Genomic DNA, 21701 nt, shown 5'->3' with positions numbered 1-21701 from the left:
CGCCCAGGCCGTAAAGGTCTGGTGATGGTAGTAATAGCACCAAGTAGAATGTTATCGGTAAAACAAGTTCTGCAACCTCCTGATAAATAGGTACTTCCGTGCTAAAAAGTCACTATCTAGCCTAGGGCGGTTCTCGTTATAACTACAAGAATGCTCACCAATAAGACCTTAGCATGTAAATTAAATAAAAGGAACTACCCACCATGGTAGCATATATCTCTACCCGCGTAGAGAAAGCCCAAAAGTTAATGGCCGCAAAGAATCTGGACCTGCTCCTGGTAGTCAACCGGGAAAACCTGATCTATTTCACCGGCCTGACCCAGATCGAGTGCCTGGCGGTCCTTATCCCCCGGGTGGGGGAACCCTGCGCCGTCACCCTGTGGCTGGATGCAGGCTACGTGGAACGGGAGTCGGGGCTTACCACCTATGGCTATGTCTTTCCTCGGGAGAGCCTGGCCAGCAAGGTTGTAGAACGGATCAGGGCCTACGGCCTGAAGGAGCCACGTATCGGGTTTGAGCGCTATTTTGTCGACTTCGCCCTTTACGACGGCTTGCGCCAGGCTTTTCCGGAAAGCAACTTTATCGGGGCGAGCGATATCTTCTATCGGATTCGAGCCATTAAAGAACCAGCGGAAGTGGATCTCCTGCGGCGGGCGGCAGCAGCCGCCTGCCGCGGCATGGAAGCGGCCATTAAGAGCGTACGACCTGGGGTGACGGAACTCGATATCCTTGCCGAGGCGGAATACGCCAGGCTGAAGGCGGGTTCAGGGGGTTCCTCTTTCCGACCTCAGGTGGTATCCGGAGAACGTACCCTCCTTACCCATCCCTGCGCCAGCAACAAAAAGATTACCCCCAATGAGGCGGTGGTCATCCACCTGGGGGCAACCTATGAGGGCTATTGCGCCAAAATGTTCCGCACCGTGGCCGTGGGAAAAATTTCGGATGAACAGGAACAGGTATACCAGATTTTGCTGGAGGCCCAGAGCCGGGCCATAGCTGCCTTAAGGCCCGGGGCCACAGCAGGGGAAGTGGATGCCGCCGCCCGGGAAGTGGTGGAAAAGGCTGGCTACGCTAACAGCTACCTGGACCTGGTCGGCTATGGCGTGGGCCTGCGCCAGTCGGAGTTTTACCCCATCATTGGCAAGGGCCGGACGGAGGTTATCGAGGCCGGCATGGTAGTGGATCTGCTATTGCCTACTATTTACCGTCCCGGTATTGGCGGACCCAGGGTGACAGACGTTATTTATATCGGCGAGGATAAGAACGAAATATTGACGGATCACCCGCGGGAATTAGTTCAGATATAATAAAGGCGCTTCAGGTCTATTCTGGAGCGTTTTTTATAACCATTGCCAAAATTTGGGTATTTCTTTGGTCAGTGTATGGCTCACCTTGACAGTACCGGGAGGATTGAATTATGGTTAACAAAGAGCAACTGACGAAACACGGGAAGGGGAAAAATAATTTATGAAATTAGTCGTGGCAGTTACGGGAGCTACCGGTGCCATCTATGCCGTCAGGCTGCTGGAAGCTTTAAAGAAAAAGGATGTTGATGTTCATTTAATTTTAAGCCACTGGGGCAGGGAAACCATCCGCCTCGAAACAGGCCTTGCCGAAGCAGATATCTGTGAGTTAGCTCCTCGTTGTTATCCCGAAGACGATTTGTCGGCGCCGGTGGCCAGCGGTTCTTTCCAGCACCAGGGTATGATTATTATTCCTTGCAGTATGAAAACCCTGGCGGGTATTGCCCACGGCTACGCAGCTAACTTGATAATACGGGCTGCCGATGTTACTTTAAAGGAAGGCCGGAAACTTATCCTTGTCCCCCGGGAAACGCCTTTGCATGCAATTCACCTGGAGAATATGTTGACCCTGGCGCGACTGGGGGCTGTTATTATGCCTCCCATGCCTGCTTTTTATTACCAGCCGAGGAATATTGACGACCTGGTCAACCACCTGGTGGGGCGCATTATGGACCAACTTGGACTTGAGTTCGAGGTGGCAACACGCTGGCGCGGCGGTGAGAAGACAAATCTTAACGCAGGTGTTCCAGAATCTGGAGCAAGCGGAAGGCAGGTTCGTCGGTAGTTTTAATATTTTGCCGCGCCGCTTCCCGTAAGCGGCGGATGCAGGCGGTATAGTTGTGGTTGAGGACCAGCTCTACCGTGATGCCATGGGCGGGACAGTTTTCTTTTATAGCAACCAGATCTCGCACCAGGCCCCGGGACACGACCGGGGCCCAGAGCATGAAAACCGGTTCCCACCCAGGGAAATTGGCGGCGGCAAAGGCAGCCGCCCTTTTTATTTTATGAGCTATGCGCGTGCACGTGGCAGCGTTGCTGTCACCGTAAAGGAGACCCCGCAGGTGGGTGGCTACTTCACACAGGTAGACCCTGCTGCCGTCCGGCGCCAGGGCGATCACGTCGATCTCGCCGCCGCCCTCCAGGTGACAGTTGTAGACGACGATTTTGCAGCCCAGGACGTATTTAAAATAGGAACCGACCAAGCTTTCGCCGATGTCCAAGCTTTTAGGCCCTCCTTAAAACTCTGGTTCCAGTCATTTCCTCATGCCGCAGCAGAAATTCCCGCGGCCGGCTGCATAACATGTAATGGAGAGGCTTGAGCTTAGAATGCAGGCCAGCAAGGGAGGGGACAGCCATGCCGAAAGGTAAATTAAAGAAGGTATTTCCCGGCGGCAATACCTGCAAGGGTTTTTATTCCTTTTACGATTTTATCATTGAACCCGATGCCACACGCATCTTTGTTGTCAAAGGTGGGCCCGGAGTGGGCAAGTCCACCTTCATGCGAAAGATTGGTGAAGCCATGCTGGAGTGGGGTTTTGATGTGGAATTCCACTGCTGTTCTTCAGATAACAACTCCCTCGATGGGGTGGTTATCCCCAAGATCCGGGTAGCCATTATCGACGGCACCGCACCCCATATTTTTGACCCCAAAAACCCGGGAGCGGTGGATGAGATTATCCACCTTGGCGACTACTGGGATGAAGATAAAATGCGGGCCAGCAAGGAACAGGTCCTGCAGGATAATGCCCGCATTAGCCGCCTGTACCGCATCGCCTACAGTGCTCTAAAGGAGGCCAGGGTGATCCGGGATGAGTGGGAGAGTTATGTGGCCGAGAGTATGATTATACCCAGGGTCTACCAGGCCAAAGCCGAACTCCTTGAAGCTATTTTTGCCGGGGTACGCCCCCGCTATAACCGGAAGGCCCGGGAACGCCATCTTTTTGCGACTGCCCTGACGTCCCAGGGACTGGTCACCGGCAACGTAGAAACTTTGCTCCAGGATATCCGGCGTCTTTTTACCATTGCCGGGGATCCTGGAACCGGGGTTGCGGAGATCCTGGCCGCGGTAGCGCGGCTGGCCCATGAGAAAGGTCTTGATACTGAAGTTTACCATTGCCCCTTTGATCCCAGCAATATTGATATGGTTGTTATCCCGGAAATCCAGGCAGCGGCGATGAACTGGCAGCCACCCCATGATATTGACATAAAGACCATCCCCGGGCTTCAGGTAGATATGGCCGTGGATTTGAATCGCTTTATTGATCGGGAGCATTTAAACCTCTACGGCAATGAGATTGCCAGTGCCGTTGTGCGTTACCAGGCGGCCCTGGACCGGGCTATTGCCCATATCCGGGAGGCAAAACTTACCCATGATCATATGGAAAGCTACTATACCCCGGCCATGGATTTTGCGGCTATAAATGCCAAACGGGAAGAAATCCTGCAGCGCATTCTGGGTTATGCGGCCGAGATGCTGGGCCAGGTGTAGCTGGATAGCAGATATAAAAATTGTTGAATCCTGTAAAGGCGGATGCTATAATTTATCTGTATAAGTGAAGAGGCGTCCTTTCACTGGGGCGCTTTAATCTTTAGAGAGGGGAAGCTAATTTATGGCCGAAGGCCGGGAGTTAATTTTACAGCAAGCTGCCGATTTGGGCGTCAAGTTTATACGCCTGCAGTTTACCGATATCTTTGGCGTTCTAAAAAATGTAGCGATTACAATCGACCAACTACCCAAGGCCCTCAATAATGAGCTCATGTTTGATGGTTCCTCCATTGAAGGTTTTGTCCGCATAGAGGAATCCGATATGTACCTGCGACCGGACCCTTCCACCTTTACCATCTTTCCCTGGCGACCCAACGGTGACGCTGTAGCACGGCTCATCTGCGATGTTTACAACGCTGACGGCACCCCCTTTATCGGCTGCCCACGGGGAACGCTGAAAAGGGTTATCGCCGAAGCGGAAGCCTTGGGCTTTACGATGAATGTTGGGCCGGAGGCGGAGTTTTTCCTTTTCCACACCGACGCCAGTGGCCGCCCGACCCTGGAGACCCACGACCGCGCCGGTTATTTTGACCTGACCCCGGTTGACCTTGGTGAAGACGCCCGGCGGGACATGGTCCTGACCCTGCAGCAGATGGGCTTTGAAATTGAGGCTTCCCACCATGAAGTGGCCCCGGGCCAGCATGAAATCGACTTTAAGTATGCCGACGCCCTGCGGACGGCCGACAATATCGCCACTTTTAAGTTCGTGGTACGGACTATTGCCCAGCGCCACGGCCTTCATGCCACTTTTATGCCTAAACCCATTTACGGCATAGCCGGGTCGGGTATGCACTGTAATATTTCCCTCTTCCGCGACGGTAAAAATGCCTTTTATGATCCGGAAGATAAAATGCAGTTAAGTGAAATTGCCTATTATTTTATCGGCGGCTTGCTCGCCCATGTCCGGGGTATGACAGCCATTACCAACCCGACGGTTAACTCCTATAAGCGCCTGGTATCGGGGTATGAAGCGCCGGTATATATTGCCTGGTCACCGCAAAACCGCAGCCCCTTAATCCGTATCCCGGCCAAACGGGGCCTCTCCACGAGGCTGGAGGTACGCCACCCCGATCCCTCGGCTAACCCTTACCTGGCCATTGCCGTCATGCTAAAAGCCGGGCTGGATGGAATAAAGAAGCGCATCCAGCCACCACCTCCCGTGAATGGCAATATTTATGACATGGATAAAGCCAGCCTAAAGGCCCAAGGTATTGAACTTTTGCCAGGCACCCTGGATGAAGCCCTGGATGAATTAGAAAAGGATCCGGTTATCCAGGAGGCCCTTGGTCCCCATATCTACCAGCGTTTCCTGGAAGCCAAGCGGATTGAGTGTGAGGAATACCGCACCCGGGTGCACCAGTGGGAAATTGACCAGTACCTGACCAAGTTTTAGGAGAAAATTAAAGGCAGGAAGCCATGCACGCGCCCTAAAGAGGCCATAAGGCCAGATTGCCTGGAAGACAGTTGGAGTGCAAGAGGTACATTTTGAAGAAGTGGGAGGAAGTTAAGGATGCGTTACCAGATAGCCATCATCGGTGGCGGGCCAGGAGGCTATGTGGCGGCCATCCGGGCAGCCCAGCTGGGAGCCAGGGTGGTAGTAGTCGAGCAGGATGCTTTGGGCGGTACCTGTCTCAATCGCGGTTGCATCCCCACCAAAGCCCTGCTGGCCGGGGCGGCCCTGGTTAAGGGTATCCAGGGAGCGGCAGCCTTTGGCATCGACGTTGAGGATTATCGGGTCGATTATGGCCGCCTGGCGGCGCGCAAGGACGTCGTGGTCAAGCAGTTGACCCAGGGTATTGCCTATTTATTTAAGAAAAACAAAGTTGACCATATCAAAGGGCGCGGCTTTCTTAAGGGTCCCGGCCGGGTGCAGGTGGTCACCGACGGAGGTAGCATAGAAAATATTGACGCCGAAAACATCATCCTCGCCACAGGGTCGGAACCGGCATTGATAACTTCCCTTGGATACAACGGTAGCACCGTTGTGACCAGCAACGAAGCCCTGGCATGGACCGAGATACCGGGAGAACTCCTTATCATCGGCGGCGGGGTCATAGGCTGCGAATTCGCCAGCCTGTTTGCCACCCTGGGGAGCAAGGTTACCATTGTAGAAATGATGCCCACAATCCTCCCCATGATTGACAGTGAGATTTCCCGGCGCTTCAGTATGCTGCTCAAAAAAGCCGGGGTGGAGATTAAGACGAAGGCCCAGATAACGGCAGTTAAAGAAGAAGGCAATCGCGTCCGGGCCACCCTGGCTGACGGCCAGACCATAGATGCCGATAAAGTTCTGATCTCCATCGGCCGCCAGTTTAACACCCGGGACTTAGGGCTGGAAGAAGCTGGCGTCGCCATGGGACCCAAAGGTGAAATAATCGTCGACGAATATATGCGGACAAACGTCCCCGGCATTTACGCCATTGGCGACGTTACCAATAAAATACAGCTTGCCCATGTGGCCTCGGCCCAGGGCTTGGCGGCGGTAGCCACCATCATGGGCCGGCCTACAAAGGTCAACTACGACGCCGTACCCAGTTGTATCTATACCCTGCCGGAGATCGCTGGCGTTGGCCTGACCAAAGAAGCCGTCGAAGAAAGGGGCCTAAAGGTCAAGGTCGGTAAATTCCCCTTCCAGGCCAGCGGCAAGGCCCTGTGCAGCGGGGAAACGGAAGGTATGGTCAAGATAATTGCCGAGGCAGAAAGCGACCGGATCCTGGGGGTCTTTATCATGGGACCCCATGCCACCGAGCTCATCGCTGAAAGTGTCCTGGCGGTAAACAAGGGTATAACTGCCACCGAACTGGCAGCGACCATCCATGCCCATCCAACCCTGTCCGAAGCTGTCATGGAAGCCGCCGAAGCGGTACACGGGAAGAGCATTCATTCGTAAAAGCGGAGTTTCTGAAGAATTCCTTACAAGTGCTCTGCATGGCTAGCGTATATAAAGGCGTATATAAAGAAAGTAAAGCAGGGAAGTAAAATGGCGACGTCCTTACAGGCGGGTGGGCACAGGCGCCTGCCCCCATGGTTGCGGAAGCGAATACCGTCTTCCGGGGATATCGAAGCCACCCGCCGGCTCCTTGCCGGTCTGCATCTCAACACCGTTTGCCAGAGTGCCCTCTGCCCAAACCTGGGCGAATGTTTTGCCAGGCGCACGGCCACCTTTATGATCCTTGGCAATACCTGCACCCGTAACTGCCGCTTTTGCGCCGTCGAGCACGGCCGGCCGCAGGGAGTAGACCGGGATGAACCAGAGCGGGTGGCCGAAGCGGCGTGGCAGCTGGGTTTAAAGCATGTAGTAGTTACCTCGGTAACCCGGGACGACCTGCCCGACGGCGGCGCCGGCCATTTTGCCGCCACCATTGCCGCCCTGCGGGCCGCCCTGCCGGATGCTTATATTGAAGTCCTCACCCCGGATTTCCGGGGTGACGAAGGGGCCCTGGCCATTGTCGCCAGGGCGAAGCCGGATATATTCAACCATAACGTAGAGACAGTCCCTCGCCTCTACCCGGCGGTCCGGCCCCAGGCTGATTACCGGCGCAGCCTTCAAATTCTTAAAAAAATGAAGGAGCTTGACCCGGCCATTTATACCAAGTCCGGCCTGATGGTGGGCCTGGGAGAAACAACAGATGAAGTTTTACAGGTAATGGCCGATCTCCGGTCGGCAGACTGCGATATCCTGACTATCGGCCAGTACCTGCGGCCGTCTCCCGCGCACCTGGAAATAAAGGAATTTGTCACCCCGGAAACCTTTGCCTGGTACGCTGAAAAAGGCCGGGGAATGGGTTTTTTGTATGTAGCCTCTGCTCCCTTTGTCCGCAGTTCCTACCATGCGGCCGAGTTCAGCGAGAAAGTGGCCGCGGTAGGTGAAAAAGAAGGGGGCGCATGAGGGGCCATCATTCCCTTGACATGCAGTTTTTTTTCTGGCATAATATAACCTGTCACTGGAGATAAAAAGAGAATGGGTTCGTAGCTCAGTGGGAGAGCACCTCCTTGACGCGGAGGGGGTCGCAGGTTCAATCCCTGCCGGACCCACCAGCAATAATAATGGTCCTGGAGAAGGACCTTTTTTATTTCAAAAATTACCTTATTACCAATATAAACCGGTTAATAAGTCCTTAAAGTAGCTATATTTCTAGATAGCCTGGTGGCAGCTCAACTGTATACAAAACATGGGCGGCACATATAATAGCAGCACAAGGAGGTGTAACGCCCATGAATATAACGTTAGTTACTGCCAGGCCCATTGATTTTTTACAGGCCGAGTTTATTCATAGATTTGGCTATAGCGTAGGCCTTCACCTCTGGCAAGAGGGTGGCTTCAACTTTTGCCGGTGCTTTTTAGAAACCGGTCCAGGTCGGCCTTCGAAAAAACACCTTAAACGTTTTTCAGAACAGGTGGCCGAGATTGTGGCCGCCTTTATTGTCGAACGATGGGAAGAAGCTTTGCTGGAAGGAATGCTCTTAACCCAGTACGAAGGGCTTGACGATGGGGCTGCAGAAGAAATCTGCCGTCGCGCCAGGATAATCCTGGATCAAGGAGAAAACAGTTGCCTGCAGCTCCAGCAGCGGGAAGAATCCATTACTGCCCGTATACGTGAGTATCTACAGGAAAATTCCTGGTTAAACATCGACGGTTTTGTTCGTTTTCGCCTGCCGGATTATTTAATGGAACTGGAGCAGGCCCTTGGAGAAGCCGTTGATGAATACCTCATGGAAAAGGAATATGATGAATTTATCCGCCTATTACGCTACTTTGTAGACGCCCAGGAGCCCCGGGTGGAAAAAGTCCATGTTGTGTTGAGCCCGGGAGGGGGTTTCCAGCTCTGTGATGGCGAAAACCGGAACCTCAGCGGTGATTACCTGGAAGGATTTGTCGTAGATATGGTCGATAGTGATCTTAACTATGAAGATTTATTGATCAGCGCGTTGATTACTATTGCTCCCCGCCAGGTCGTCCTGCACGCTACCGATAAAGGTCGCTACCATAACACCATCAGCACCATCAAAAGCGTTTTTGGTGAGCGGCTCATCCAGTGCAGTGGTTGCAGCCGGTGCGTGCAACCCTTACAAAAGCGTTAACGGTCGTAACGGTCCTTCTTTCCACAGCCGGGCCAGTTGTCATTTGGCCGGGCTTTTGTTATTATTGCACTCAGTGGGGTGAAACAATTTTGCTTACCAGGTGGATCTTGATCCCCCTTATCGGTGCATTAATAGGCTGGCTGACAAACGCCGTGGCCATCAGGATGCTTTTCCGGCCTCAGCGCCCTGTAAAAATTTTTTTCTGGACCCTGCAGGGGGTAATTCCCAGAAGACAGGCTGAAATAGCGGCCAATATCGCCGGCGTTGTTGATAAGGACTTACTGCCCCTCAAGGAAGTGCTGGCCTATCTTAATACCCCAGCCGTTGCCAGGAGTTTCACGGATACAGTGGCAGAAGTGGCCAGGCGTCGCCTGGTGGAGCGTCTACCATACTTTATTCCCCAGGGTTTAAAAGAGGTAGCAGGCAGGGCGATAGAAGAAACCCTTCACCGGGAGATGCCGCCCGCCATGCAGGAATTGCTAGAGGAATTAGGCCGCAATCCGGGAACTTTTTCAATAGGAGAAATTATAGAGGCAAAATTTAATAAATTAAACTTAAATCAGATAGAGAAAGTGGTTGTGGAAGTGGCCGGCCGCGAACTGCGATACATAGAATGGCTGGGAGGTTTGTTGGGTTTCCTGATCGGCCTGGTCCAGGCGGCACTGGCGAGCTGGAGGTAATGCCGCCGTTAATTACCCCAATCTTGACACGTATTAATTTATATAGGTATAATGTACCTAACAGCTAAGAAGGAGACGAGGCCCCTGAACGGCCCTCCAGAGAGGGATGCCCTGGCTGGAAGCATCCTGGGCGACGGCAGGGTGCCGGACCGCTCCGGAGCTGCCGGGCTGAAAGACACAAGGCGAAACTAGGCGCTAAAACAGTAAGCCCGGCCGGATGGCTACCGTTATAAGCTCTAAAGAGGGGAAATTATCCCCTGAAGAAGGGTGGAACCACGGGAGTAACTCTCGTCCCTTGCGGGATGAGGGTTTTTTATTTTTAAGGGAAGGGGCTTTCCTGCCCTGGAAGTAGAAACATACCAAGCGGGACATTAATTCCAACCTTGTGATAGAGTTTTTTGCAGGAGGGATTTCTATTATGCAGGTAACTTTACCGGACGGCAGCGTAAGAGAATATGCAACCGGCACCACAGCAATGGATGTGGCCAGGGACATTTCGCCGAAGCTCGCCCGGGAAGCCCTGGCGGCGCGGGTGAATGGCGAAGTATGGGACCTGACCCGCCCCCTGCCGGAGCAGTGCCGGCTCGAACTGCTGACCTTTGCCGATGAGGGAGGGCGCCTGGCCTACCGCCATACAGCAGCCCACGTCCTGGCCCAGGCCGTCAAGCACCTGTTCCCCGGGACCAGGCTGGGTATCGGCCCGGCTATAACCGATGGTTTTTACTACGACTTCGACAGCGAGCATAAATTTACCCCCGAGGACTTAAACGCCATTGAGGCGGAAATGCAAAGGATCATTAAAGCCGACCTGCCCCTGGAGCGGCAGGAAATAAGCCGGGACGAGGCCCTGGAAATTTTCCGGCAGCTTAACGAACCTTATAAAATCGAGCTCATTAACGACCTGCCGGAAGGGGTGCCCATCAGCACCTACCGCCAGGGCGACTTCCTGGACCTCTGCGCCGGGCCCCACCTGCCCAGCACCGGCTACCTCAAGGCAATAAAGCTCACCAGCCTGGCCGGGGCCTACTGGCGCGGCAGCGAGGCCAACCCTATGCTGCAGCGGATTTACGGTACCGCCTTCCCTAAAGCTAAAGACCTGGAAGACTACCTCCACCGGCTGGAAGAGGCGAAAAAACGGGATCACCGGCGGCTGGGGGCGCAGCTGGGCCTTTTCAGCCTTCATGAAGAAGGGCCGGGTTTCCCCTTTTTCCATCCTAAGGGTATGATTATCCGCAACGAGCTGGAGCAGTTCTGGCGGGAAGAGCACCGCAAGGCCGGTTACCTGGAGATCCGCACGCCGGTGATATTGAGCCGCTCCCTGTGGGAGCAGTCGGGCCACTGGGACCACTACCGGGAAAACATGTACTTTACCAGAATTGATGAGGCCGACTACGCCATCAAACCCATGAACTGCCCCGGGGCCATCCTGGTCTATAAAACAGAGCAACACAGCTACCGCGACCTGCCTTTACGCCTGGCCGAACTGGGCCTGGTGCACCGCCACGAGAAATCCGGCGTCCTCCACGGCCTGATGCGGGTGCGGGCCTTCACCCAGGATGATGCCCATATCTTTATGCTGCCGTCCCAGATAACAGCAGAGATCCAGGGCGTTATCGACCTGGTAGACCGTTTCTACAGCCTGTTTGGCTTTAAATACCACGTCGAGCTCTCCACCCGGCCAGATAACGCCATGGGTTCGGATGAAATCTGGGAAACGGCCACAGGCGCCTTACGCCAGGCCCTGGAGGCCAAGGGGATGCCCTATGTGGTTAATGAAGGTGACGGCGCCTTCTACGGTCCCAAGATCGATTTCCACCTGGAGGATTCCCTGGGCCGGACCTGGCAGTGCGGCACCATCCAGCTGGATTTCCTTATGCCCGAGAAATTTGACCTGCACTACATCGGCGAGGATGGCCAGAGGCACCGGCCGGTGATGATTCACCGGGTCGTCTTTGGCAGCATTGAACGTTTCATCGGCATCTTAATCGAACATTACGGCGGTGCCTTTCCCGCCTGGCTGGCCCCGGTGCAGGTGCGGGTGCTGCCCATAACCGACCGCCACAACGACTATGCCTTCAAGGTCAGGGAAGAACTGGTGCGGGCCGGCATCCGGGCCGAAGTCAACGACCGCAATGATAAAATCGGCTACAAGATCCGCGCCGCCCAGCTGGAGCAAATCCCTTACATGCTGGTGGTGGGGGATAAGGAAGCAGCCGAAGGTACCGTGGCAGTCCGGGAACGCCGCGCCGGGGATACGGGCAGTGTGCCACTCCAGGCCTTTATCGACAAAGTAACAGGAGAGATTAGCCGGCGGGAGTAGCACCTGGCTATTATAAGGATAATAATGAGCCCATCTGGCAGGTAAAGCTGCCAGATGGGCTTTTGTTTTAGTATACGTTTATCTGGCTTTAGACTACCGGCAAGAATCGGAAATTACTGGACCTGCGCCCGGGTGAATATTTATCAATTACTCTGGTAGGCGATGAGGTGCAAAATAAAGAAGGAAATTAAAACTAGGACCCGGTTCCTTATTTTAAAGATTTAAAGCAGCGGTTTGATACCGGTCCTGCCGGAATACAGGTCCAGCTCAAAATGCCGGTTATATAGGGGAAATGAGCTTTCTTCCCTCACATGTACCAGTGTTCCACTTGCTGTTAATTTTACCCTGGAGCCCCTCCTGGTTATGCCCGCCGACAATCCATCCAGGAGGCGGAAGAGCCGGTACATGGGCAGGAGGTAGAGAGGGTAGTCTTCCGGCAGATCGTGTTCTTCATGGTGGTGATATTTTATGATACTGACGGTCTTATCATCTATGTTATAAATACCCTTGGCCAGGGAGGCACTGCGGAAGGCGTGTAGGTACCCCGGTTCAAAGGATTCGCGGGGGTCAACCACATCACCGGGCTGCAAGTAAGGCTGTACCTTGGCCAGGTCATGGAATATAGCTGCCTTTACCACGGTTTCTTTGTCCACTCCAGGTAGCTCGGTGAGACCCTGCTTGGAGAGTTCGGCTACCAGGCGCAGGATATTTATTACATGCCGGTACACGCCTTCCCGGATCACTCCCGTTACTTTAATTTTTCCAGTACCGGCATCATACTCGTCCATGTATTCCACAATTGATCGCAGCCTGGCTTCCACGCGCTGGTCCGGCAGCAGGGTGGCCAGCGCCAGTTCGGCCTCCAGCTGGGCATGTTTGACCTTTTCAAATAGATCCTGTTCATTAGTTATATCTACAAAAATTGCCAGGTACCCGGGCGCCTTTTCCTTGCCGGACTTGATGCCCCATACTTTATAACTACGGCCGTTCGTCCTGATTATTTTCGTTTCATTTTTAACAGCTATGTTAATTAAATCGCTGGCGTTTAAACGTGTTATCTCAAGTATGTGGGCCGCCAGGGGGTTCAGGTACTTTATATCACCCGCAGGACTTATGAAAGCGAGCCCCACCGGTGCCTCTGCAATTACAATCCCAAAAAGGTCCTCAATTTCCAGGCGCCTTTCTTGTTCCTGGGTGTGTTTTTCCAGTGCTTCTGCGAGGAGCCCCTCCAATGATAATACACCGCTTGATTGCTTATCCTGGCTGATAAAATAGGGGAGCTTTTTCGCACGATCTTGGAGCCAGGTCTTGATACCTGCTAGTTCCTGTTCGACTTCAAGGTAGTCTTCATTTCCTATCATGTGTATGTAATCCTTGACTTTGCGCGACCTTATGGGCGCGGCATCAGGATCTCCCTGGAAAATTTTTAATATATCGAGGTAGTCGAGCCATCCCGCCGGCTTGTCCCCTTCACCGGCAACCTGCAGGACAAAACTGCTGGTATTAATGAGGGTGGCTATGGCATCTCCTATACTGGCTTCAGGAGATATAGTGACGATGTTATTGTACCTGTTAACGGACATGTTTTTGGTCTCCTTCCGGCAACTCTTCTCCACCTCTACTCTATCTATTTCAACTCGCCTGCTCCTGGTCGCCATCACTTTTCTCCTGGCTGCCTGGGAAATCTATTCAACGCCAGCCACACCTGGCTTCTCCTGGCAGCGCCCGGGAAATGCTTTGTTTATGCTTTGTCTAGCTGGCCCCGGGCATAATCAAACAACCTTCTCCATCGCTGGCGTTATCCGGATAAACAGCAAAACCGAAGCGCCAGGGCCCATTTTTTGTTTCAGGTGCGTAAGAGCTTCCTCGCCATTGCCTGCCTCGTCAACTATGTATCCTTTCTCCTCCAGCAGCATTTAAACATTCCCCCCTCTCTTTTTTAGCTTACCTTTGCCAATAACTTATTTGAGACATTCATGCCGCCTGATAGCGGCACCAGCAGAGGATGAAAACCTTTAGATGTAGAATCATCCTTGTGCGGCTGGCGAAGAGAGGTCGCAAGTTTCTTGGTGCTTTGAGCCCGAATGTGAGACGGACCCCGGCGGCCTGGTGCACCACGGAATGTTGCATATAAGCACGCAGGGTAGATTAATCCAAAAGGTTGCTGCACCAGCCGCAGTAAAAATGACAGCCGCAAGGAGAGAAGTGAACATGCAAATTGTTTATGAGCGTTGTTGCGGGTTAGATGTCCACAAAAAAAGTATCGTAGCCTGTCTTATCACCCCCGAAGGAAAAGAAATTCGAACCTTTGGCACCATGACTGACGATATTTTAGCTCTTATTGACTGGCTTAAAAGCAAAGGCTGTACCCATGTGGCCATGGAAAGCACCGGCGTGGATTGGAAACCGATTTATAACCTGCTCGAATTAGAAGAAATAGAACCTATGGTAGTAAATGCGCAGCATATTAAGACGGTACCCGGGCGCAAGACGGACTGTAAAGATGCAGAATGGATAGCAGAGCTTCTCCAGCACGGGCTGCTAAAAGGAAGCTATATTCCCAGCCGGGAACAGAGGGAATTAAGAGAGCTGGTAAGATACCGCCGTAGCCTTATCAATGAACGCAGCCGTGAAACCAATCGCCTGATAAAAGTGTTAGAGGGCGGCAACATTAAACTCTCTTCGGTAGTCAGTGACGTTAGAGGGGTTTCTGGACGTTCCATGATTGAAGCCCTTATTAACGGTATCGAAGACCCCCAGGTTCTATCGGAATTGGCCAAAGGGCGGCTTAAAAGCAAACGCGAAGAATTGGAACGTGCTTTACGAGGTGTAATCGGACCTCACCAAAGGATGCTCCTGTCCGTGCTATTAGAACATATTGACTTCCTGGACCAGCAAATTAACCGTCTGGACCAGGAGATAGCCGAGCAGATGCGCCCTTTTGAGGAAGAGCTTACCCTTCTGGAAACCATTCCCGGAGTGGGTAGGCGGACCGCAGAGCAAATCCTAGCAGAGATAGGTACAGATATAAACCGTTTTCCCACGGCTGCCCATTTAGCCTCCTGGGCCGGAATGTGTCCGGGTAATAATAAGAGCGCCGATAAACGTAAATCAGGTCGTACTACTAAAGGCAATAAATCTTTACGCAGCACGCTGGTATCAGCTTCCCATGCAGCCGCTCGTGCTAAGGAAACCTATCTTTCTGCCCAGTACCACCGTATTGCTGTTCGCCGGGGGTCCAAACGCGCTGCTGTCGCTGTTGGCCATTCTATTTTAGTAATAGTCTACCATATCCTTAAGAGCCGTCAGCCGTACAAAGAACTTGGTGCCAATTACTTTGATTGCCGCAAAAAAGAAGCGGTAGCCAAGCAGGCAATAAAGAAACTGGAATCCTTGGGATTTAAGGTTAATATTGAAACATCTGTTGCCTAAAGCAAACTGGTACTATTCTGCTTTAAGCTGAACCAGCCTAACAAAAAGCTCAGGTGTTAGGCCTAGTAGGTTTTTCGTCTCTTTATACTTTAAACCGGATTACGGGTTTTCAGGGTAGACACTGGTATTACTGGCTATTGCTGCAGAGCAGCTTCCTTGGAGAAGGTGCATGCCTGCTAGCATGTTTTGGATATATTATATCAATTTTTAGGCTGAGGCAGGATAATTATGAGGGCAGGCAGTTATTATGAAATGCTTTTGTAAATTATGACCAGTAAACAATATAATGGATTTGCTATTGCCAGCAGGAAAACAACAATGAATATAGAATATGTGAAAGTTTAATGAGAACAGCTGTGGTAGAAAGCACCAAATTTTAAGGAGGAGCGATTTATGAACTCAAATGGGGCTGTAAATAGAGTTGAGGAAATGGTGCAGGAGCTTGCAGCTGATAGCAGACTGCAAGGTCTGTGGCGAAATTTTTTAACGGCAGCGCTGGCTGATAATAAAGAAAAAAAACAGGTAGAACAGCTGAAGGATTCATTAAGTTTACTGTTTGAGGAGATTGGCGAACAGGCCTTTACAGCAGGGCTGCGGGCCATGGCAGCCAAAAATCCCTCCCTGCCTGTAACCGACCTGCTCTGTACTGTCATACAGGTGTGCGGGGAAATACGCAGGGAAAATGAACAAACTATTAATAACCTGCGCCAGATGCTGCCAGAGCTGGCAACGCCCATAATCCGCATCTGGACAGATATGCTGCTGGTAGCATTGATCGGCAACCTGGACAGCCATTGGGCCCAGAACATTGCTGAAAGACTGCTGGACAGGGTGAGTGCTGCCAGAGCTAAAGTGGTGCTGGTCGATGTGACGGGCGTCCCCATGATTGATACTGCAGTTGGCGGATTTTTGATTGAAATGTTCAGTGCCATCAGATTTCTGGGTACCGATGTTATCTTGACAGGTATCAAGCCAGAAGTAGCTCATACCCTGGTAAAGCTGGGGGTAGACTTCCGCATGGTTACTATCGCCCGCGACCTGGAAGATGCCCTCAGGAAAGGGATAGCTATAGTAACGGGGGAAAAGAAAAAACGCAGGCAGCTGGCCTGGGTAATGACCGGCGATAAAGAGAGTGAAAGCGGTGAAGAAATTGATATCTAAAGCTAGAGTCGTACCCGTTATCTGCCTGGGTGATTTTTTGCTGGTGCCGATCCAGATTGACCTGGACGACAGGACGGTGGGTCTGCTGCAGCAGCAGGTCCTGGAAGAGATTGAAAGCACCAGGGCCAGGGCGGTTATTCTGGACGTGCGCATGGTTGACGTAATAGACAGCTATATCTCTTATACTATTTCAGAAACGGCTGCGATGGCGCGCTTAATGGGATGCCGCACTGTTCTATGCGGCATCCAGCCTCCAGTTGCTTTAACCCTTGCCCAGATGGGTGTGATGTTGCAGGATATTGCCGTTGCCCGGGACCTGGAACACGCCCTGCTAATAGCAGGCAGCCAGTCAGGAGTTGGGTAAGCAGTGCTACATAAAAAGGTAGATGAAAATCTAGATATTGATCGGGTCTTTGATAGCCCGGCGGAGGATTTCGATGTATTTATCCGCATTGCCAGGGAAGAAGATATTGCCGTGGCACGGCAGATGGCCAAACAGCTGGCCCAGGAGGCCGGATTTTCTCTGGCCGATGTCACAAAAATAGCTACAGCCGTTTCCGAGCTGGCGCGCAATATCTACCGCTATGCCAAACAGGGCAGGATCATGATCAAAAAGCTGCTGGACGATAGAGAGGGACCTTATCTAGAAATAATAGCTTCCGACAACGGACCTGGCATTGCTGAAATTGACCTGGTAATGACCAGAGGTTACACTACCTATGAACGCAGCCTGGGCATTGGACTTTCCGGTGTAAAACGATTGATGGACACCTTTGCTATTTACTCGGAGGTAGGCAGGGGAACGGTAGTCATAACCGGAAAAAGGAGGCGCAAGTTTTGACACTGTCCCGGCAGGCAGCCGAAGGGAGCGGCTGGCAGGTCTGGGCCTGCTGGCGACCCCACCGGGGGTATACCGTGGGCGGAGATTTTTGTTATGCCTGCGGGGGCGGAGGCGGTCTCCTTGTGGCGGCCGTTGATGTGCTTGGACACGGAGAAGAGGCTTACTGCTCCCTGCAGGGTATACGCCGGGAGCTGGAAGAAGGCGGAGAAAACCTGCTGGACATCTACAGGCGGGTAGAGCAGTCCGCTTCCCGCTCTCGTGGTTGTGCGCTTTTTTTGAGCCTCCTTAACAATCACTCTATAGATTATATCCTGGTCGGCAATCTCCGGGGATGGGTAATTAACAGGGGGAGGTTTGAAGTCCTCCCCGGGCAGGCGGGGATTGTCGGGGGCCGGAAACTGCTCCCTGCTGTACGCAGCGTGAAAATAAATGATAAATCCTTACTGATGGTCTGCTCAGATGGGATCAGGCGCAGCTTTCTACCAGACAGCTACGACGGGAAGCTGTGGTATGACGATGGGTTTAACCTGGCCTGTTCAGTACTTGAACAGTACGGCATCGCGGAAGACGATGCCAGCGTTCTTGTGGGCAGGAGGTGGCCGTAACTTGCTTGCAGAAGCGTTTTACGATACCTACAGGAACTTTTTAGAACGATACGTGTGTGAGGGTGGAGCAGAGGGTGTTCTGCTGGAGGCCTACCAGGATTTGACCGCCAACCTGGATGATTATTATGTGCAGGCGGCCAACATCCTCGATATCCACACCCGTGCCCTGAGGGAAGTGATGGGCATCAGGCGGGATAGCGATCCCGTCCAGTGGATATATATTGACCGGGCTACTGAATTCCTGGCGCAAATCCTGGTAGTTATCGACACTTTTCTTCTCCAGCTGAAGGACCGGATTGAACATGACCCGCTGACAGGATTATACAACAGGATCGCCATGTATCCCATCGTCAACCACTTGCTCAAAGAAGCGCAGGAAAAAGGAATACCTCTGGTCATCGCCATGCTGGACCTGGATGATTTTAAGGCAGTAAATGACCAGTTCGGCCATCACGCAGGGGATGAGGTTTTGCGCAGTGCAGCTTTTATCATTAAGAAGGCGCTCCGCGCGGCAGATAAAGTAATACGGTACGGTGGGGAGGAGTTTTTAGTCATACTTCCCGGTACAAACCTGGAAAAAGCTCTGATAGCCCTGGAGCGCATAAGAACCCAGATCGCCAGCCAGCAAATGGTACCAGGCCAGGATGAAGTGGTTGTAACTATTAGCATCGGTGCGGTAGAGTATCCAGGGAGCGGGCCTGCCGATTTAAACGATTTAATAGAAAGGGCTGACAGGGCTATGTACCTGGCAAAACGTCAGGGCAAGAACAAGGTGGTGTGCCTCGACCTGAACGCACCGGGAACCTGATCTTTACAACAGGGCTCCTGTGTCACCTGGCGTACATTTTTAAAGGCAGCTAGACGGAGGGTATTATTACATCCCGGTAACAGAATCTCTATGAACTTATTGACGCCAGCACACCTCTATGTTATACTTTCCCAGGAAGTAGAAGCCATCCGCTTCTCACCTTACGGCCCGGGGCCAGTAAGGTTTGCCCAGGAAAAGGACTGTTTTTGGCGGGTGGAATCCACCCGCTTATATTTTTGAGAAACTGGGGGTACCCACTTCTCAATCACGGAGGTCTTTGACTGGGCGGTAAATCTAGCTGGAGGTGACGCATTATCAGCAAGGATTTGAGGGTCAATGGAGAAATCCGGACCCGGGAAGTGCGCCTGGTTGGCGTTGATGGGCAACAACTGGGGATTATGCCGACGCGAGATGCCCTGCGCATCGCCCAGGAACAGGGCCTGGACCTGGTAGAAGTGGCTCCCACTGCGCGACCGCCAGTTTGCCGGATTATGGATTTTGGCAAATATAAATATGAGCAGAGCAAGCGGGAGCGCGAGGCCAGGAAAAAGCAGCGCATAATAAACATTAAAGAGGTAAAGCTGCGGCCCAACATAGAAGAGCATGACTTCCAGGTCAAAGCGCGCAATGCCATCCGCTTTCTGGAGGATGGCGATAAAGTTAAGGTCACCGTTATGTTCCGCGGCCGGGAGATTGCCCATGCCGACCTCGGGATGAAGCTGTGCCAGCGCCTGGCCGACCAGGTGGCAGACCTTGCCTCCATTGAAAAACCGCCCAAAGTAGAGGGGCGCAATATGGTTATGATTCTGGCCCCCAAAGCTTAAGGGAAAAATTATTCGAGGTGATACTATGCCCAAGATGAAAACCCACCGCGGCGCGGCCAAGAGGTTCCGCGTCACAGCCTCGGGAAAAGTAAAACGAGCCAGGGCTTATAAAAGCCACCTGCTGGCCGGGAAAGCACCAAAGCGCAAGAGGCGTTTGCGCCAGCCTGCCTTAATTGATATCACCGATCGCAAGCGCATAGCCAGGCTCTTGCCTTATCAGGCTTAGAGGGAGGTAGGGAAAATGGCCCGTGTGAAACGTGGTGTGACCAAGCACCAGCGCCATAAAAAGATCTTGAAGCTGGCTAAGGGCTACTTTGGCGCCAAGTCCAAATTATTCCGCCCGGCCAACGAACAGGTATTGAAATCCCTGGCCTATGCTTACGCCCACCGGCGGCAGCGCAAAGGCGACTTTCGCAAGTTGTGGATTGCCCGCATTAATGCCGCAGCCAGGCTGCAGGGCCTTACTTACAGCCGCTTGATTAACGGCTTGAAAAAGGCCGGCGTGGAAGTTAACCGCAAGATGCTGGCCGACATGGCGGTGAACGACGTGGCAGGTTTCAACCGCCTGGTGAATATGGCGAAAGAAAAGCTAGGCCTCGGCGCCTAAAGAAACAGGGTGGTAGGCCAGCCAGTTGGCAAAACTGGCCGGCCTTTTTCACTTATATCCTGCTTGACAAGGGCCGGGCCGACCATAATAATAGGGGAAGATGCATTTCTACATAACTAATTCTGGAAGGTGAAAGAGTACGAGTATCGTTCGGGAATGGCCCTTTCGCCTGCGGCCACCCCAGATTATGGCCCTTGGCTTCGGGGTGGTTATCGCCACCGGCACGATCCTCTTAAGCCTCCCCATTGCCAGCCAGAGCGGGCAACCGGTGGCGGTTATTGATGCCCTGTTCACGGCCACCTCGGCCACGGCCGTGACCGGCCTGGTAACAGTTGATACCCAGACTACTTACTCTTTATTTGGTGAACTGGTTATTCTCGCTTTAATTCAAACCGGCGGCCTGGGTTTTATGACCCTGTCTACCCTGGTCGCCCTGCTCCTGGGCAAGCGTATCACCCTGAAGGAAAGGCTGGTCATACAGGAAGCCATGAACCAGCTGACGGTAGAAGGGGTCGTGCGCCTGAGCAAGTATGTCCTCATTTTTACACTGTTTGCTGAAGGCCTGGGGGCGTTGCTTTTAAGTATCCGTTTCAGCAGCCAGATGCCCCTGGGACAGGCCATTTATTTTGGTATCTTCCATGCCGTCTCCGCTTTCTGCAACGCTGGCTTTGATCTTTTTTCCAAGAGCCTGGTTGATTACCGGGGCGATTTGCTGGTCAACATGGTTATTACCTTGCTAATTATCTTTGGAGGTCTGGGTTTCAGCGTCGTAGCTGGTATTTATACCAAACGTTCCTGGCAGCGGCTCTCCCTGCACAGCAAGATCGTCATTCGTACCACCCTTTTGCTAATCGCTACAGCCACAGTAATTATCTTTCTCCTTGAGTATACTAACACGAAAACCCTGGCGCCTTTGCCTCTAGGAGAAAAGATCCTGGCTTCATACTTCCAGGCCGTGACGCCGCGGACGGCCGGGTTTAATACCCTCGTAATCGGCGACTTAAGGCCGGTAACCCTGCTCTTTATCATTATCCTGATGTTTATCGGTGCTTCGCCGGGGTCAACTGGTGGCGGTATCAAGACAACTACCTTTGCGGCCATTGCCGTGGCTGTCTGGACCATTATCCGGGGTAACGTTGATATTGAGGTATTCGGCCGGCGGTTACCCCGGGGTACAGTCTTAAAGGCTCTGGCCATTGCTGCTGTTTCCCTGCTCCTGGTAGTTACCGTAACTGGTATTTTATTAATTACCGAACAGGCAGATATGCAAATGGTACTCTTTGAAGTAACATCAGCCTTTGGCACCGTCGGTCTTTCCATGGGGCTGACGCCGAAACTGACGGTAACTGGCAAATTGCTTATTATCGCTACCATGTTTACCGGCCGGGTAGGGCCCCTGACCCTGGCCTTTGCCATTGCCCAGCGCCTGGGCCGCCAGGGAATAAAACATTATCCTGAGGAGAGGATTATTGTTGGCTAAAGGAGGCAGGGC

Annotated in this window: 22 protein-coding genes, 1 tRNA gene and 1 other annotated feature; of the genes, 20 read left to right on the top strand and 3 right to left on the bottom strand. The window is 52.7% G+C overall.

Features of this window, described 5'->3' with window-relative positions:
- The first annotated feature begins 203 nt into the window (after nt 1-203).
- The gene (locus NWF31_RS08330) at nt 204-1307 is read left to right on the top strand and encodes a M24 family metallopeptidase (protein ID WP_258360035.1); all 1104 of its coding nucleotides are present in this window, start codon (nt 204-206) and stop codon (nt 1305-1307) included.
- Between the two features lie 160 nt (nt 1308-1467).
- Complete coding sequence (locus tag NWF31_RS08325) at nt 1468-2088, top strand: UbiX family flavin prenyltransferase (RefSeq protein WP_258360034.1); 621 nt, start codon at nt 1468-1470, stop codon at nt 2086-2088.
- Here the strand turns inward: NWF31_RS08325 and NWF31_RS08320 are convergent.
- A complete protein-coding gene (locus tag NWF31_RS08320) occupies nt 2036-2524 on the bottom strand; it encodes a hypothetical protein (RefSeq protein WP_258360033.1) in 489 nt (162 codons plus the stop codon). The two genes, NWF31_RS08325 and NWF31_RS08320, sit on opposite strands and share 53 nt — an antisense overlap.
- Before the next feature lie 134 nt (nt 2525-2658).
- Between NWF31_RS08320 and NWF31_RS08315 the strand changes: the two genes are divergently transcribed.
- The 8 genes from NWF31_RS08315 to thrS all read left to right on the top strand — a co-directional run bounded on the left by NWF31_RS08315 (nt 2659) and on the right by thrS (nt 11931).
- Nucleotides 2659-3792 carry a PRK06851 family protein gene (locus NWF31_RS08315; RefSeq protein WP_258360032.1) on the top strand — a complete coding sequence of 378 codons (1134 nt, stop codon included), beginning with the start codon at nt 2659-2661 and terminating at the stop codon, nt 3790-3792.
- Between the two features lie 121 nt (nt 3793-3913).
- Nucleotides 3914-5242 carry a type I glutamate--ammonia ligase gene (glnA, locus tag NWF31_RS08310; protein WP_258360031.1) on the top strand — a complete coding sequence of 443 codons (1329 nt, stop codon included), beginning with the start codon at nt 3914-3916 and terminating at the stop codon, nt 5240-5242.
- Between the two features lie 117 nt (nt 5243-5359).
- Nucleotides 5360-6739 carry a dihydrolipoyl dehydrogenase gene (lpdA, locus tag NWF31_RS08305; protein WP_258360030.1) on the top strand — a complete coding sequence of 460 codons (1380 nt, stop codon included), beginning with the start codon at nt 5360-5362 and terminating at the stop codon, nt 6737-6739.
- Between the two features lie 90 nt (nt 6740-6829).
- The gene (lipA, locus tag NWF31_RS08300) at nt 6830-7738 is read left to right on the top strand and encodes a lipoyl synthase (protein WP_258360029.1); all 909 of its coding nucleotides are present in this window, start codon (nt 6830-6832) and stop codon (nt 7736-7738) included.
- A 74-nt stretch (nt 7739-7812) separates the two neighbouring features.
- Nucleotides 7813-7887: transfer RNA gene (locus NWF31_RS08295), tRNA-Val, on the top strand.
- A gap of 177 nt (nt 7888-8064) precedes the next feature.
- Nucleotides 8065-8931 carry a putative sporulation protein YtxC gene (gene ytxC / locus NWF31_RS08290; protein WP_258360028.1) on the top strand — a complete coding sequence of 289 codons (867 nt, stop codon included), beginning with the start codon at nt 8065-8067 and terminating at the stop codon, nt 8929-8931.
- 89 nt (nt 8932-9020) lie between these two features.
- On the top strand, nt 9021-9611 hold the full coding sequence (locus NWF31_RS08285; protein WP_258360027.1) for a DUF445 domain-containing protein: 591 nt from the start codon (nt 9021-9023) through the stop codon (nt 9609-9611).
- A 57-nt stretch (nt 9612-9668) separates the two neighbouring features.
- Nucleotides 9669-9910: a binding site (T-box leader), on the top strand.
- A gap of 119 nt (nt 9911-10029) precedes the next feature.
- A complete protein-coding gene (gene thrS / locus NWF31_RS08280; RefSeq protein ID WP_258360026.1) occupies nt 10030-11931 on the top strand; it encodes a threonine--tRNA ligase in 1902 nt (633 codons plus the stop codon).
- Between the two features lie 221 nt (nt 11932-12152).
- Here the strand turns inward: thrS and NWF31_RS08275 are convergent, their stop codons facing one another.
- Nucleotides 12153-13589, bottom strand: a complete 1437-nt coding sequence (locus NWF31_RS08275) for an HD domain-containing protein (RefSeq protein WP_258360025.1) — start codon at nt 13587-13589, stop codon at nt 12153-12155.
- Nucleotides 13590-13703: 114 nt separating this feature from the next.
- Complete coding sequence (locus NWF31_RS08270) at nt 13704-13847, bottom strand: hypothetical protein (RefSeq protein WP_258360024.1); 144 nt, start codon at nt 13845-13847, stop codon at nt 13704-13706.
- A gap of 295 nt (nt 13848-14142) precedes the next feature.
- Between NWF31_RS08270 and NWF31_RS08265 the strand changes: the two genes are divergently transcribed.
- The 10 genes from NWF31_RS08265 (at nt 14143) to NWF31_RS08220 (ending at nt 21689) form a co-directional block, all read left to right on the top strand.
- Nucleotides 14143-15363: an IS110 family RNA-guided transposase gene (locus NWF31_RS08265; RefSeq protein WP_258360023.1), complete on the top strand. Its 1221-nt coding sequence runs from the start codon at nt 14143-14145 to the stop codon at nt 15361-15363.
- A gap of 393 nt (nt 15364-15756) precedes the next feature.
- On the top strand, nt 15757-16524 hold the full coding sequence (locus NWF31_RS08260) for an STAS domain-containing protein (RefSeq protein ID WP_258360022.1): 768 nt from the start codon (nt 15757-15759) through the stop codon (nt 16522-16524).
- A complete protein-coding gene (locus tag NWF31_RS08255) occupies nt 16505-16888 on the top strand; it encodes an STAS domain-containing protein (protein ID WP_258360021.1) in 384 nt (127 codons plus the stop codon). Before NWF31_RS08260 ends, NWF31_RS08255 begins: the two co-directional genes overlap by 20 nt.
- Nucleotides 16889-16891: 3 nt before the next feature.
- Entirely contained in the window at nt 16892-17365 is a 474-nt protein-coding gene (locus tag NWF31_RS08250) for an anti-sigma regulatory factor (RefSeq protein ID WP_340674367.1), read from the top strand.
- Nucleotides 17362-17970 carry a PP2C family serine/threonine-protein phosphatase gene (locus NWF31_RS08245; protein WP_258360020.1) on the top strand — a complete coding sequence of 203 codons (609 nt, stop codon included), beginning with the start codon at nt 17362-17364 and terminating at the stop codon, nt 17968-17970. Before NWF31_RS08250 ends, NWF31_RS08245 begins: the two co-directional genes overlap by 4 nt.
- Before the next feature lies 1 nt (nt 17971).
- Nucleotides 17972-18778, top strand: a complete 807-nt coding sequence (locus NWF31_RS08240; RefSeq protein ID WP_258360019.1) for a GGDEF domain-containing protein — start codon at nt 17972-17974, stop codon at nt 18776-18778.
- A gap of 326 nt (nt 18779-19104) precedes the next feature.
- Nucleotides 19105-19602: a translation initiation factor IF-3 gene (gene infC, locus NWF31_RS08235; RefSeq protein ID WP_211295971.1), complete on the top strand. Its 498-nt coding sequence runs from the start codon at nt 19105-19107 to the stop codon at nt 19600-19602.
- A gap of 25 nt (nt 19603-19627) precedes the next feature.
- Nucleotides 19628-19828 carry a 50S ribosomal protein L35 gene (gene rpmI, locus NWF31_RS08230; protein WP_054937731.1) on the top strand — a complete coding sequence of 67 codons (201 nt, stop codon included), beginning with the start codon at nt 19628-19630 and terminating at the stop codon, nt 19826-19828.
- Nucleotides 19829-19843: 15 nt separating this feature from the next.
- Nucleotides 19844-20209, top strand: coding sequence for a 50S ribosomal protein L20 (gene rplT / locus NWF31_RS08225; protein ID WP_054937732.1), 366 nt, complete (start codon nt 19844-19846; stop codon nt 20207-20209).
- 187 nt (nt 20210-20396) lie between these two features.
- Nucleotides 20397-21689: a TrkH family potassium uptake protein gene (locus NWF31_RS08220; RefSeq protein WP_258360018.1), complete on the top strand. Its 1293-nt coding sequence runs from the start codon at nt 20397-20399 to the stop codon at nt 21687-21689.
- Nucleotides 21690-21701: the final 12 nt, after the last annotated feature.

The sequence above is a fragment of the Neomoorella sulfitireducens genome (genome assembly GCF_024733845.1).
Lineage (GTDB): Bacteria > Bacillota > DSM-521 > Neomoorellales > Neomoorellaceae > Neomoorella > Neomoorella sulfitireducens.
This window is presented reverse-complemented; position numbering and strand designations above follow the sequence as displayed.